9 protein-coding genes are annotated in these 15,018 nt (G+C 41.7%); all 9 read right to left on the bottom strand.

The genetic code is table 11. The annotated features are described in order from the left end of the window. Positions 1 to 39: 39 nt before the first annotated feature. The 9 genes from HMPREF9455_RS07255 to HMPREF9455_RS07215 all read right to left on the bottom strand — a co-directional run bounded on the left by HMPREF9455_RS07255 (position 40) and on the right by HMPREF9455_RS07215 (position 14,897). Complete coding sequence (locus HMPREF9455_RS07255) at positions 40 to 3,630, bottom strand: glycoside hydrolase family 2 TIM barrel-domain containing protein (protein WP_006798989.1); 3,591 nt, start codon at positions 3,628 to 3,630, stop codon at positions 40 to 42. 510 nt (positions 3,631 to 4,140) lie between these two features. After that, a complete protein-coding gene (gene hutH / locus HMPREF9455_RS07250; RefSeq protein ID WP_006798988.1) occupies positions 4,141 to 5,649 on the bottom strand; it encodes a histidine ammonia-lyase in 1,509 nt (502 codons plus the stop codon). A 3-nt stretch (positions 5,650 to 5,652) separates the two neighbouring features. Then, positions 5,653 to 6,276 carry a cyclodeaminase/cyclohydrolase family protein gene (locus HMPREF9455_RS07245; RefSeq protein ID WP_006798987.1) on the bottom strand — a complete coding sequence of 208 codons (624 nt, stop codon included), beginning with the start codon at positions 6,274 to 6,276 and terminating at the stop codon, positions 5,653 to 5,655. Positions 6,277 to 6,280: 4 nt separating this feature from the next. Further along, positions 6,281 to 6,619 carry a biosynthetic peptidoglycan transglycosylase gene (locus HMPREF9455_RS21320; protein ID WP_148401854.1) on the bottom strand — a complete coding sequence of 113 codons (339 nt, stop codon included), beginning with the start codon at positions 6,617 to 6,619 and terminating at the stop codon, positions 6,281 to 6,283. A 219-nt stretch (positions 6,620 to 6,838) separates the two neighbouring features. Continuing rightward, positions 6,839 to 8,089, bottom strand: coding sequence for an imidazolonepropionase (gene hutI / locus HMPREF9455_RS07235; protein ID WP_006798985.1), 1,251 nt, complete (start codon positions 8,087 to 8,089; stop codon positions 6,839 to 6,841). Between the two features lie 65 nt (positions 8,090 to 8,154). Then, positions 8,155 to 9,057, bottom strand: coding sequence for a glutamate formimidoyltransferase (ftcD, locus tag HMPREF9455_RS07230; protein ID WP_006798984.1), 903 nt, complete (start codon positions 9,055 to 9,057; stop codon positions 8,155 to 8,157). Between the two features lie 12 nt (positions 9,058 to 9,069). Continuing rightward, positions 9,070 to 9,891: a hypothetical protein gene (locus HMPREF9455_RS07225; RefSeq protein ID WP_006798983.1), complete on the bottom strand. Its 822-nt coding sequence runs from the start codon at positions 9,889 to 9,891 to the stop codon at positions 9,070 to 9,072. Then, positions 9,891 to 11,873, bottom strand: coding sequence for a urocanate hydratase (locus HMPREF9455_RS07220; RefSeq protein WP_006798982.1), 1,983 nt, complete (start codon positions 11,871 to 11,873; stop codon positions 9,891 to 9,893). Before HMPREF9455_RS07220 ends, HMPREF9455_RS07225 begins: the two co-directional genes overlap by 1 nt. Before the next feature lie 189 nt (positions 11,874 to 12,062). Continuing rightward, on the bottom strand, positions 12,063 to 14,897 hold the full coding sequence (locus HMPREF9455_RS07215; protein ID WP_006798981.1) for a helix-turn-helix and ligand-binding sensor domain-containing protein: 2,835 nt from the start codon (positions 14,895 to 14,897) through the stop codon (positions 12,063 to 12,065). Positions 14,898 to 15,018: the final 121 nt, after the last annotated feature.

The following is a 15,018-nucleotide window of genomic DNA, read 5'->3' as shown; positions in this document are numbered from 1 at the left end:
TTTTGAGAATACAGACGGATTTCTTAAAGCTTTAACTATTTATTTTGCAGGTTGTATCCTGAACGAATAACTTAGATTCTGATTGGCAGGGATCATATATTCAGGCAGAGGCAGAGGCCCGCAGCTTGCATTTCCAAGTCCTTGTTGGATGCAATCCAGACTGAGATAAATCTCCGGTTTACGGATCTCATCCAGCTTGAAGTCATGTATAGCTTCCCACAAAGCCTGGTCGGTAAAATGCAAAGCAGTGAATCCCAGCCTGTCTTTGGATGATATCTTCAATCCCTGACCACTTTGGTTTGTAATGCTGACCCATCTTACATCATCACGGTTGCCCATACTCTGGGCACGGACATAATGCTCTTCTTCCATGCCTTTTACAGTAGTGGCATACTGGCCGAAGAATGCGGAATGTTTCCTGTCCCAGTAGTTCTCATGCGGGCCACGACCATAGTAACGGATATTTTCCATGTCTTCAGGCAGTACAACCTGTAGTCCCAGACGATGTATGATCCGTCCGTCTTGCGGAGAAGTGAAACTGGCGTCCACATCTATTGTACCATCGGCGTAGATCACATATTTGACCAGATACGGTACACGAACCGGTTTCTCGCTGTTGATGGTGGCTGTAGTGCTCGATATTACGGTAACTGACTTGCCATCAGCAGCCGTTTGATAAGTAAACAAGGGCTTATCATTTGTTGTCGGGTAGTAATTCTGGTCGGTATATTTGTCATTGTTCACACTGCGATACCAGTTCAGATTGAAGCCGTTGTTATTGAATATCATCTCCTTGGCATTGTATTGCAATGAGGTCATAATTCCGGTCCGAGTATTGAATACGGTCTTGAAATCTGCGCCACCGATTATCAGATTATCTCCGTCCACACTAGTGACAACATTCTGCATCGCCGAAGTATTCACTGCCGCCAACGGTAGTCTTCTGTTCAGGGCGAATTGCCCGGCAGCAACTGTATGTCCGGCTTTAGCCCAGCTTGCATCCTTTCTCAAAGAGAAAGACAGATTGAGGAAGTATTCGCTGCCTGCATCCAGATTCTTATTGTAAGGGATTGTTATTACTGTCTTTTGGTTAGGAGCCAAGTCAACAGGGTTCATTTTGCCCGACTCTGTTTTTACTCCGTCTTTGATGACTTCCCATGTGATGTCAAACTCGTTCAGATCAGTAAAGTCATACTTGTTCTCAATCTCGATTTTGCCTGTATTTAGAGACAGGGCTTTGAACTTAATGTACTGGTAAACCGTCTTTACCTCCAACAGCTTGGCAGTAACCCGGCGGTCAGGGGTAGTGAGCCCGTTGTTTACAAAGTCGAAGTCATTCGGTTTATCACCGAAGTCTCCACCCAGATAGTATTGGTTGGCAGGCTTTCCATACATATTCAGCCCTTGGTCTACCCAGTCCCATACACATCCGCCAATCATCCGCTGCGACTGATTTTCGATATAATCCCAGTATTCGGCGAGATTGCCCGGAGCATTCCCCATAGAGTGGGCATACTCGCAAAGGAAATATGGCTTATCGGAATCTTGCTGATCAAAAGCTGCCATCCGGGCCATATCCGGATACATATGCGAATCTATGTCCGCCAGTTCATTCTTTCCTTCATAGTGTATCGGACGTGAAGAATCGAGCGCCTTACCCACTTTATACATCTCATCGAAATTGTCGCCGTTTCCGCCTTCATTACCTAACGACCAGAAGATTATAGACGGGTGATTCCTGTCGCGTTTTACCATCCTATCCATCCTGTCCTTATATGCAGGAGCCCAACTTGGCATACCGCTGATAGAATGATTACCATGATTTTCGCAATCGGCCTCATCCATCACATACAGCCCGTAATAATCATGCAGGGCATACATACGGGGGTCGTTCGGATAATGGCTTGTACGGATTGTATTCAGGTTATGCTGCTTCATCAGCAGGATGTCCTGTATCATAGATTCCACAGGAACGGCCTTACCGAACTGCGGATGAATATCGTGACGGTTTGCTCCTTTGAAGAATACCTGCTCATTGTTTACATATACACGCTTGTTCTTTATCTCGATCTTACGGAAGCCGAATTTGGACGACATCGCTTCCACTACATTTCCATTATTGTCTTTCAGAGTAACAACAGCCGTATAAAGATTCGGCTTTTCTGCCGACCATAGAGTAGGTTTGCTTATTGTAGTCTGCAGATCATAAACCTGTTCCTGTCCGCCTTTCAGAGCCTCTACAGGTTGAGAAAGGCTGGCCACCTCTTTGCCTGCCATATCAAGCAAGGATATATTTACGGTCGCAGGTTGGGACGCTTTCTTATCATAGTTCTTTACTGAAGCATTGACTTTAAATGCCGCACTACTGTAGTCGTCCCCCTTAAACTCGGACTGAAGGAAGTAGTCACGCACATGCACTTTAGGAGTAGCAAACAGGAATACACTCCGATGGATACCACTCAGGCGGAACATGTCCTGGTCTTCTATATAGCTACCGTCCGTCCAGCGATATACTTCCGCCGCAATTGTATTGTCTCCGGTCTTTACATAGTCTGTGATATTAAATTCGGCCACGTTGTTCGCACCCTGGCTATAGCCCACTTTCTTTCCGTTTATCCATGCATAAAGTCCGCTATATACTCCGTCGAAATGGAGGAATATCTCTTTTCCATCCCAATCGGCAGGAATTGAGAAATCGCGGCGATACGACCCTACAGGGTTTACTTCTATCTCGTTGGTATATCCTCTTTGCGGCTGTATAAACGGAGGATTGTTTCTGAAAGGGTATGTTATATTGGTATATATAGGTGTCCCGTAGCCGTGCATCTCCCAGTTGGAAGGTACAGGTATCTCTTTCCATGAAGAAACGTCATAATTCATCTTGTAGAAATCGGCAGGGCGTTCCGACGGCTTTTTCACCCAGTGAAACTTCCAATTGCCATTCAGAGACTTATATAAAGAAGATGCCGGTTCTTCCCAAGGTTTGTCAAAAGTTTTATCCGCTTTGAGACTTTCCAAGGAAGGGAAAGTATAATAAGTAGCATGTCCGGGCTCTTTGTTGATAGCAAAGATAGTCTCGTTCTCCCAATCATATTTACTCGGTTTCTGCTTTACTTCTTTTGGGGCTTTTATGTTGGTCGGAACCAATCTCCATACCTGCGATGATGCCGGCACTTGAAATATACGTGCACCTATTGCATCTTCTCCGGCAAAAGCAATTGCCAGGCCACTGCTTCTGTGCGAAATGCTGTATGCACCGGTTCCGGTGACAGTAAACTTCCATTGCTGGTTTCTGTTTGTCGGATTAGCATCCCATTGTATAATGGGATTTCCGTTGCCAGCCGGTTCATTATCGTTATCAATGCTTTTATTGATAAACGGATTGGTAATAGTATAATAACCACTAGCCAACTTGACTATCTTCCATACCTGACCATGACTATTCTTCACATCTTTGGCCAGATACATATTTGCCGAATTTTCAGGTGCATCACGGTTATCGATAACCAGACCCGAAGGGCTTACCAATTTGTATAAAACATCAGGATTGATTTCCTGAGAGGATACTTTCGTGCTGATAAACAGCAGGCTTATCACAAATAGAAGGTGATAGATTGTTCGTTTTCGCATGCAATTAATTTTTGATGGTTTCCTGGTTTATAAGGTTCATTCTCTATTGGACAAACAAAGATAATCTTTTAACAATTCATATTCAAAAACTTCTCTTTTATTCTTACCAATTGATTATGAATTAAGGGGGTAAATAAAGAGCTGTATAGTTGCTATTTTTAGCTGAAATTTTATCTATACATTTTTTAAGCCTATAGCCTTTAGTTATTAGCTTATAGCTCTTTGAAAAAATGAATTAGCAGATTTGTAAATTAGCAAATGAATGAAATAGTGTAACCTTTGTTACCTTTTTAATGAAAGGGATGCTTCGTTCCTCAACAAGACAAGGGAATTATTAATTATTAATTGCTTTCCGTGTTACCTTTTAGATATTTTAACAGAAACAAAACCTTGTCTTTTCTGGCTTTTTGCACTCTGGTAAAATACAAAAAGTAACAAGAAGCAAAACCCGAGAAGGTGTTACTTTTGTTACTTTTTATATCTGGTTCCTATCTATGCAGATAGAAAAAATTATTGCCAATCAATAAAATCCAGAGAAACCCTGTTGAGGAATGCTACTGTCTTATGTATCTCTTTGTACATTACAATATCGTCATTGATAAAAGCTACTTCTTTCCTGTATTCCTTCAGGAAATTTTCGAGGATCGGCGATGTTTTCACCGGACGGCGGAAGTCTATTCCCTGCGCGGCATTCATCAGCTCTATAGCCAGAATATGGTTCAGGTTATCCATTATCTTGAATAATTTGACTGCTGCATTCGCCCCCATACTCACATGGTCTTCCTGCCCATTGGACGATACGATGGAATCGCTCGATGCCGCATAGCAGTACATCTTATTCTGGCTAACCATCGATGCGGATGTATATTGTGGAATCATAAAGCCGGAGTTGACACCCGGGTTAGCGACAAGAAATTCAGGCAATCCGCGAAGCCCCATAATCAACTGAGCCACACGCCGCTCAGAGATATTCCCGAGTTCGGCTAATGCAATCGCAAGAAAGTCGTAAGAAAGAGCCAATGGCTGCCCGTGGAAGTTTCCGCCCGACACGATTTTATCCTCATCTGGAAAAATGGTCGGGTTGTCGGTCACCGAGTTTATCTCTGTCAACAAGACTGATGCCACATAGTTCATTGCATCTTTGGTTGCCCCGTGTACCTGTGGAATACAGCGGAAAGAGTAAGGGTCTTGTACGTGCGCCTTTTCCCGCGAAATAAGTTCACTACCTTCAAGTAGCTTACAGAAGTTGGCTGCTGTGTCGATCTGCCCCTGATGCGGACGCATCTTTTGTATGCCTTCGTAGAACGGGTCTATGCAACCATCGAAGGCTTCGAGTGATAAGGCAGCTATTAAATCCGCTTTCTTTGATATGGCAAATGCACGGAGCATGGCAAACACTCCGTTGGCACTCATAAACTGTGTCCCGTTGAGCAACGCCAGTCCTTCCTTACTCATCAGGCGGATAGGCTTCCAGCCGAACTCATCCAGTACACTTATTGCCTCACGCTTCTTTCCCTGATAGTAAACATCTCCCGCTCCAATCAGAGGGAGGAAAAGATTAGCAAGCGGAGCCAGGTCACCCGATGCGCCGAGAGAACCACGATCGCAAACGATAGGGATAATATCATTGTTGAAAAAGTCGATAATACGCTGAACCGTTATCACCTGCACGCCACTATATCCAAGAGACAGGGCATGCGCCTTGAGCAGCAGCATCAGTTTGACAATGACCGGAGATATCTCTTCACCCACGCTACAAGCATGCGATTTTACAAGATTCTCCTGCAAACGGGTAAGTTCGTCGGGAGATATATTTTTGTTGCAGAGCGAACCGAAACCTGTGGTGATACCATACATAGGAGTTTTCTGCGACTTGATTTTTTCATCGAGGTAATCGCGGCATTTCTGGATACGATCTTTGGCTTCGGGAGCCAGTTCCAGTTTCAGATTCCTGTTTATGATTTGCTCCAGTATCTCGAAGGTTAGTTCACCTGAACCTACATAATAGACGTTCTTCATAGGTTATAGTGTTTTATTTACCTTTTCCAGCAAAGATTGTTCTTCAGCTACAGCCGCCTTTTCCAACCGGCCGCATTCTTCTCTCATACGTGCGACATACTCTTCATCTTTCAATGCAGAGAGATTTATCTTCACGTTCAGTATCGCACCCAGTACAGCTGTACGCGCAGCCATCATACTTACGCAAGCATCTGTTATAGCATTCTGGTTGCCATGTTCGGCAACTTCCTTTATGATCTCCATTATAGCAAAGGCTTTACGCGCGACATCCATAGGCACTTCGGCAGCTATTTTAGTAGTAGCCTGTATCTGTTTGCTACGCTCGGCCTTTTCCTCATCAGTTTCTTTCGGAAGTTTGAATGCAGCAAAGACTTGGTCGTATGCATCCGAATCGGCATCTATATCATGGATAAAGAGTGCACGATAGTTGTTTGCCGATGCTGCAAGCTTCTTCATCATCTCTTCTTTATCTTCATACTTCTTCTTGCCAATGGTAAGGTTAGCAACCATTTCGGCAAGGGCTGCCGAAATCGCGGCATTCAATGCGGCAATACTACCTCCTCCGGGAACAGGATCATTGCCGGCGGTTTGGGATAGGAATTCTTTTACTGATAGATTTACAAGCATGGTATCATTTATTTAGTTTGTTTAATATTTCGCTAACTCTGTTATGCATCCTTTCCGGGTATCGCTTTTTGTTATAGTAAGACGGATTCTCAATTAATAGAATCAACTCTGCTATTTCGGAATCACCCAATTCATTTATATTTTGAATATCGATATTTTCATCCTTAATTTTTTTATGGATATAATAGTTCAGGCATTCTTCCTGTGTTGCGTATTTCTCTACCATCGTTATAATCGGTATTATATCCCAAGCCTTTGTATAAAAAGGATATAATCCTGCATATACAAGTTCTCGGCAAGCACAATAACGATTCTCTCCGGCCTGATGATTTATAAAATGCATCCATGATTTTGACTCTAAAGAATGAGGATGAATTATATTGTATATTGTATAAAACTTTTCAGGGAGTTGAGGACTATTTTTTATCTCGGAAATGAATTTTTCCCTTTCTGATTTATCTATAATGAAAAAACCTCTGAAATGAAAAAAGAAGAACAGACCAGTAATAAAAATTACTGATATCAAACAAAATATTTTTATTCCCTTTTTCAAATTAATAAATTATGAAACGACAACATTTCCTTTTTTTATTACTTTCTCTACAATATTCATCCCTATGTGGTAAGGCAAAAACTTATATGACGGATATTCCAGAATAACCAGATCGCCTTGCTTGCCAACATCTATACTGCCGGTTTTATCAGCCCTTCCCACTGCTGCCGCTCCGTTTATGGTTAAGGCTGTTACAGCTTCTTCGGGAGATAGCTGCATATAGATACAAGCCAGTGCAAAGAGTAACGGAATAGAGTTCGTAAAACTGCTTCCCGGATTGAGGTCGGTAGCCAAAGCCACTGCACAAGCGGAGTCTATCATATAACGTCCCCGCGCATAATGTTCTTTTAGAGAAAATGCGGTACATGGAAGCAATGTAGCCACTACTCCGCTCTCTGCCAAATCCCCGATTCCATTATCCGAGGCTTGTAGCAGATGGTCGGCAGAAAGGGCTTTCAACTCGGCTGCGAGTTCCGCACCGCCCAGAGTGACAATCTCATCGGCATGTATTTTCAGTTTAAAACCCAGATTGCGGGCTGCAATAAGATATCTGCGTGACTGCTCTATATCAAATACATTTTTTTCACAAAAGATGTCGCAGCATTCAGCAAGGTCTTTTGCTTTTACTTCGGGCATTACTTCTTCAATCATATAGTCAAGGAAGTCGTTCTCCCGTCCTTTATATTCCGCAGGAGTAGCGTGCGCCCCCATAAAGGTGCTGACAATATCCACGGCATGTTCTTCATTCAGCGATTTCATGACTTCAAGTTGCTTCAACTCGGCTGCTTTATTCATACCGTATCCGCTCTTTCCTTCAACGGTAGTGACACCCATTGCCAGCATGCTGTTGAGACGTTTCCGGCCTGAATCTTTTAATTCATCGAACGAAGCATTGCGTGTCGCTGTCATCGTGTTGTGAATACCACCTCCGCGCTCCATAATAGACATATAACTGTCGCCACGCATACGCCACGAGAATTCTTCTTCGCGGTATCCACCGAATACGAAATGGGTATGGGAATCCACAAATCCGGGAAGTACAGCCTTGCCCGTAGCGTCAACTACTTCATGGTCGGGAAAATCGGATAGAGGCGGACAATTGGCATCCTTTCCCACATAGGTGATAATGCCGCCGGTAATGATAACCGTTCCGTTCTCTATCACTGAAAGATCGGACATCTCCTTTCCTTTCTTTGCTGAAAATCCGCTACAAGTAACTAGTTGCGCTGCGTTCTTTATAATAATATTCCCCTGCTTCATTTTGAATCTTTAAATTTTGAAACATGAATTGAAAATCGGCATAAGCCAAATCTTTAAATCCTACTTTATTCCATCAGATGGGTTTCCAATACCTGCTTTGTAGAAAAGCCTTCCAAACCAAGGTAATAGGCAGCCGTATCTATCAGCGCATCCATAGGAACAAGGCCGATAATCTCTGCCCCTACAATGGTTACTCCGTAGCGGTTAGCCTCGATGCGTACCAACTCGTGTGCACGATAGATAGCTGTCTTCGTAAAATCGGTTAGGTTCATCGATACCTGTACAATACCTCTGTCGGTAAGCTCCACACCCATAGCCTTACAGAAGCGAAGTCCGCCGCCGAGGAAACGTACTTTTTTGGCAATGGCATCGGCTATTTCCAGCTTATCCGTATTCAGGTTCACATTGTAAGCTACTAACGGCATACGTGCGCCTATAACGGTCGCTCCGGCAGTCGGGTGCGGCTGTGCATGGCCGAAATCAGGTTTCCATTCGGGCAATTGCATTTTATCTATCAGACCTTCAAACTCTCCTTTGCGGATAGCCGCCAAATTTTCGCGATGTGACGCAGAGGCTGCTTTTTCGTATAAATAAACAGGTAGATTGTATTTGTCCGCGACTTCTTTTGCTACTTCTTTGGATAGATTGATGGCTTCTTCCATCGACACATTGCGAATAGGAATAAACGGTACTACATCTACCGCGCCCATACGCGGATGCTGGCCTTTGTGATGGTTAAGGTCGATAATTTCTACGGCAATGCCGATAGCTTCTATTACAGCTTTCTTTAGAGATTCGGGTTCACCTACTACGGTTACTACCATACGGTTATGGTCTTTATCTGTACTGTAATCGAGTAGCTTTACGCCTTCTTTTGCACGGAAAGCATTCGCTATCTTTTCTACCTTTTCCAAATCGCGCCCTTCGCTGAAATTGGGCACGCATTCTACGATTTTGTTAGTGCTCATGGTATGTTGTTTTTATCCTTTAGGTTCTTTCCCCAATTTCTCATAATCATCCCTTGTCATTATAACAAGCAATTCATTCTCGCAGTCCCAGATACTTACATAATATCGGGACATTACAATATGCTGCTTCCAGCCGGCAAACTTCGCATATAGCATCAGTGTGCATATATCGGTAGCTGTGATAAATTCGTCTGTTCCTTCTGCATGAGAATGTACCGAAGCAACAGCCTCCTGCTCATCATCGAACATAATGGGAATAAGGTTGCGATGAAGTTTTTCTTTCTCTATCAGGTTATTATCTTTGTCGAAGACCATCAGGTAATCGTTCCCGAAAAGAACTGTACCCGTTACTTTGGGCGCTGTGAGAGCATATACGATCTTTTCTCCTCCTTTATTTGTGGGGATCAGATTCAGACTGGTATTGTTATAAGCCTTGAATAATGTATCCCGCTGCACTTCTTCGAAAGCTTTTGTGCGGATGGTATATAACTCTTTCTCAAAAGTCTTGAAATCTCTTTCTTTAAAATCTATAGTAGCAGTTTCGACTATACTGATATCGCCAAAAGACACAACACCAAGAACTCTCGGATTATTCCCTTTGGAAAAGACCAGGCATTTGGGTTTATTACCATCCATAAAGGAGAAGTAGCCTCCTATCCGGTGAGGTTCTTTATAGCTTTTGGAAAATATATCTGTTCCACTCCACGCAGCCTTTTCGAGCTGATACAGGTATTTTCCTTCTATAGTGATATCCATGGCCACTTTAGCCAGATCCAGTTGGGAGAAAGAGTTTAGTGAAATAAACAATAATATCAGAGTTACTAGTTTCTTCATTATTTACAAAGTTGCTTTATATATTCATCATCTGCCAGATAAGGCATCGTGATATGGTATCCGTCTTTATGGGATTGATTGAACGATTCGCAGGTTTCTATTGCATTTCCATTCCTTGCCCACGAACGGCGGGCAACACCTCCCATCACATCCCACAACATAGATGAACGAATAATATCGTCAATTCGTTCACTGCCATCGCAAACTAATCCGAATCCTCCGTTTATCGACTTGCCAATTCCGACGCCTCCTCCGTTGTGAAGTGCAACCAGACTCATACCACGGGCAGCATTTCCGGCAAAGCATTGCACAGCCATATCAGCCATTACATTGCTGCCGTCTTTTATATTTGCCGTTTCGCGGAAAGGGGAATCGGTACCGCTTACGTCATGGTGATCTCGACCGAGCATGATAGGGCCTACTTCACCATCGCGTACCAGTTGGTTGAATTTCAGGGCAATATTCATACGCCCTGAAGCATCCTGATAAAGGATACGCGCCTGTGTACCTACTACCAATTGATTTTTCTCCGCATTGCGAATCCAGTCGTAATTGTCTTTATCTTGTCCTCTTCGTGCAGGGTCTATACATTCCATTGCCGCATGGTCGGTCTTTATCAGGTCTTCATGTTTTCCGCTCAGGCACACCCAGCGGAAAGGACCGTATCCGTAATCGAATAATTCGGGACCCATAATATCCTCAACATAAGATGGCCATATAAATCCGTCTTTTTCATCTATACCGTTTTTAGAAATCTCTTTTACCCCGGCATCATATATTGCTTTCATAAAAGAATTACCATAGTCAAAGAAATAGGTACCTCGGTTTACGAGCTTACGGATCACTTCGAAATGGCGTCTTAACGATTCATCCACCAGCTTGCGGAAAGTGTTCCTGTCTTTTTTCAATAAACGTGTACGCTCCTCAAAAGAGATTCCGACAGGACAATATCCCCCTTCGTATGCAGCATGGCAGGATGTCTGGTCGGATAGTAGATCGATGTGTATCTGATTTTTTTGAGCATATTCAAGCAGGTTGACAACGTTGCCAAGATAGGCGATTGAGCAAGACTTACGCTCCCTTTTGGCTTTCTTAGCTAATTTAAAGGCTTCACCCGCATCCAAAACAATATGATGCACCCAACCCTGATTATAACGGGTTTCTATCCGAGAATAATCCACCTCAGCCGTAATAGATACCGCTCCTGCTATATCGGCAGCTTTTGGCTGAGCACCGCTCATACCTCCGAGACCGGAAGATACAAAGAGGTAACCATTCAGGTTTTTGTTCTGCGAAATACCCAGTTTCAACCGTCCTGCATTCAGCAGCGTATTAAATGTGCCATGTACAATTCCCTGAGGCCCGATATACATCCATCCGCCGGCAGTCATCTGTCCATAATTAGCAACACCCATCTGTGTGGCAATCTCCCAATCGGCCTGATTATCGAACATACCGACCATCATAGAATTAGTTATGATAACACGCGGTGCATCCGGTTTCGATTTGAACAAACCTAAAGGGTGTCCCGATTCTATAACGAGGGTTTGCTCCTGCGTCAATATCTCCAGATATTGCTTTATCAGGTGGTACTGCATCCAATTTTGACATACCTGTCCGGTTTCGCCATATGTAACCAGTTCGTAGGGATAAAGAGCTATATCGAAGCACAGATTATTATCTATCATCACCTGAAAAGCCTTTCCTTCTATACAGTTTCCCTTATACTCATCTATTGGCTTCGGATAAATATCTCCTTCAGGACGGTAGCGGTATCCGTATATACGCCCCCGGGTTTTCAATTCTTTCAGAAATTCGGGAGCTATAGTTTCATGAAGTTCATTAGGTATGTATCGTAAAGCATTCTTGAGAGCAATTCTTGTTTGGGCAGGAGTCAGTTTATATCCCCGGTCGGGAGCACGGCGTATTCCTTCAATGAAAGAAGGATATGCAGGCAGCTGGTTATTGAGTCTGATTTCCATGATTGTTTATTCTATATTGTATTTTTCGAAGATAAGATTTATATTTTTCCCGATGAAAATATTTGATATATTTCTAAGCATGTTTAACGACAATTTTCATAATAAAAAAGCTTCAATTGAATATTTTAATAAAAATGAAGGCTGGTATCAGTAGATACCAGCCTTCAAATATATCAAAACGTCAAAATATCACTTGAGATTTTGTAGATATTCCGAGAGATTTATATCCCTGTCGAGATTCATCTTCTTTCGCAATCTGTATCTGTTTACCTCTACCCCACGTGTAGATATATTCAATAAAGGAGCTATCTCTTTCGTTGAAAGGTTCATATACAGGTAGGCACACAATATTTTATCATTCCGGCTCAGCCCCGGAAAGCGTTCATCCAGTAGCCTGAAGAAATCCTGATGCACAAGGTCGAAATTGGATTTAAATACCTCAAAATCCGTATCATGTTCTATATTGCTATTGATCTGACTTATAAGCCTTACTACCTTTTGTTTTATTATGTTTACTTCTTTCTCTTCATCTATAGATTTTGATATACTCAACGCATTCTTTTTAACATCTTCAAGAATTTCATTTTTACGGATTACATTCAGCATATATCCACTGAGTTCCTGTGTTTTATATCGTAATTCAGTTTTCAAGTTTTCGTTCTGAAGTTCATATATTTCCTGATCTTTCAGCTTGGTTTCCTCTTCATAACGCTTGGTTTGCGCTATCAATTCTTCACCTTTCTGGTATATTATCTTCTTTTGTTTACTTATTGTCTTTTTATACAGAACAAATAAGAAAATGATAATTATCAGGAAATAGAATATATACGCCAAAGAGGATCTATACCATGGGGGGAAAATCATAAAGCTAACAGAAGCTGTATTTGTCGAATCCGCACTCCCATTTACAAATGCCTTTACTTCAAACACATACTTTCCTTCTGACAGATTTGTGTATTCTTTTGATGCGATAGATGACGGCAAGCTCCATTCATCATCTACACCCTTAAGCCTGTATACATATAGTATATCCGATGTCTGTGTAAAGTCTGTTGCTGCAAAATTTATCTTTATTGAATTTAAAGAATAGGGCAAAGAAACAAGTGCAGTAGCCTGCCCTGTACTGATAATACTATCATTCCGGCTACTGGAAAGGTTTTTTATATAAGTCTTTATATTTTTTAACTTATGAATATCTTTTGTCAAATCTATCTTTATGAAAGCATTATCTACAGATATAACCGCAGATTTAGAATCGGGCAGATAAACATTCTCGTGATTAATTATCAGTTCATTGGACAGTCCCCAGTTGTATATGGAAGCATTATAACCATTAGGCGAATATTTCCTGAATTTCAGCTTACTGTCTGTCACAAACCATATATTCTTCAGTCTATCTACAAATAAAAACTCATAATACCGGGGACCTTCAAGCATTGATTCGAGTTGTGTATATTTGTCGAAACTATCTGTAATACGGCTATACTGGTAAATTCCATCCAGCCCGCAGATAATAAGATTATTGTCAACCTTCCGGAAAAACAGGTTTTCACTGGTTCTCGAACTACCTAATGTATATTCTTTTCTGTTGGTTATGCCATAGAATACAGAATCGAAAGTTATCTTTTCCACTTTCTGTTTATCATTTACTAACCAGAAACTATAAGGATTTTCGTCATCTTCAATGAATCCCCGACTCGAATTGTTAAAATTCTCCACCCGATGCGATGGTACCCATCTGCCGTTTTTTTTCTCTATTATATCCAAACCGAAATAACTTCCTGCTATCAGCTTATCCTTATCCGGAGCTATCGGATGAGTTTCCCATATACCGGGGATATTTATCTTATATGTTCCTGTAGCATCTATAACCATAATTCCATTATCTCCGGAGCAAAAAAGAGAATTATCATATTCCAGCATTGACCATATCTGCCCTTCCGATCCCTTTATTAACCGGCAAGTACCATCGGGTTCCGATTTATATAATCCCTGGTTGGTACCCAGGTAAAATTCATTCCTGTAAAGGGCCGAACAATATCCGGTGCCAATGGGAGAAACAGTCGCATAAAGGTGGCTTACGGGAGTATTCAGATCTATAAGGCCAATACCTTTGTCGAGCCCCAGCCAAAGGTTATTGTCTTTATCGAAAAATGAACTCAGAATAGTATTGTTCTTCAGACCATTATCAAGATTATAGATCTCCTTAAATCGCGGATTCTTCAAATCGAAGAGCAATGTTCCGCTCTGTACAGAACCTAACGCAACTACCGACCCCAGTATAGAAGTGCTGAACATCTGGTTGGTAGAGATAAAATCATCAGCAACAGAATGTACCCGTTGTATACTATTATTATCCAGTAAATACAGGCCAAATTGTGCAGTAGTCACCAATAACCGATTCTCATATGGAAGAATACTAACTAGCTTATGAGACAATAATGAAGAGGATGTGGGTAAAAATTCCATCTTATTATCTTTATTCAAAAAAAAGATTCCTTCTGTAGTGCCTATATATAACTTCCCTCCTACTATGCCCGAACAATCTATCTTTTTATCTATAGCTATAGTTCTTATCCCGAGGCCGTCTTTATACATATGTATATGCATATCACTAATGAAATATATAATATTATCGTTCAGTAATATCTTCCACACTTCTCCTGTCCAACCGGTAATTTTTTCTGATAAAGATCTGTATTCCAAAAATCCCATCTGATTAGGTGCAAAGTAGCCAAACTCAGAACTTCCGCCTACAAATATTTTATTATTGACAATTTTTAACGAACGTAAAATCCTGTTCCTGATTGGATATAAAGACCAGTTAACCCCATCAAATTCAAGTAGTCCGTTATTATTCGCACAGTATATCCATCCGTTTTCAGATTGATCTATCATCCAGTTCTGAGGCCCTGCCTCATACTGCCCGCGTTCATAATTAATAACTTTCCGTTTCCATACAGGGTTTGCATAACTATATGCAGACACAAGAAAAGCTATGATTAGAATATATATATATTTCATGTCGATTTAAGATATATGCACAAAAAACCCTATTCCAAATAATTTTTTCAACTATTTGGAATAAGGTTTCCTGATGGTGTACAACTCGTATTTACTCTCTCTCTCTCTCTCTCTCTCTCTC

It is taken from the genome of Dysgonomonas gadei ATCC BAA-286 (assembly GCF_000213555.1).
Lineage (GTDB): Bacteria > Bacteroidota > Bacteroidia > Bacteroidales > Dysgonomonadaceae > Dysgonomonas > Dysgonomonas gadei.
Note: the sequence above shows the minus strand (reverse complement) of the source record. Positions and strands in the feature narration are given on the sequence as shown.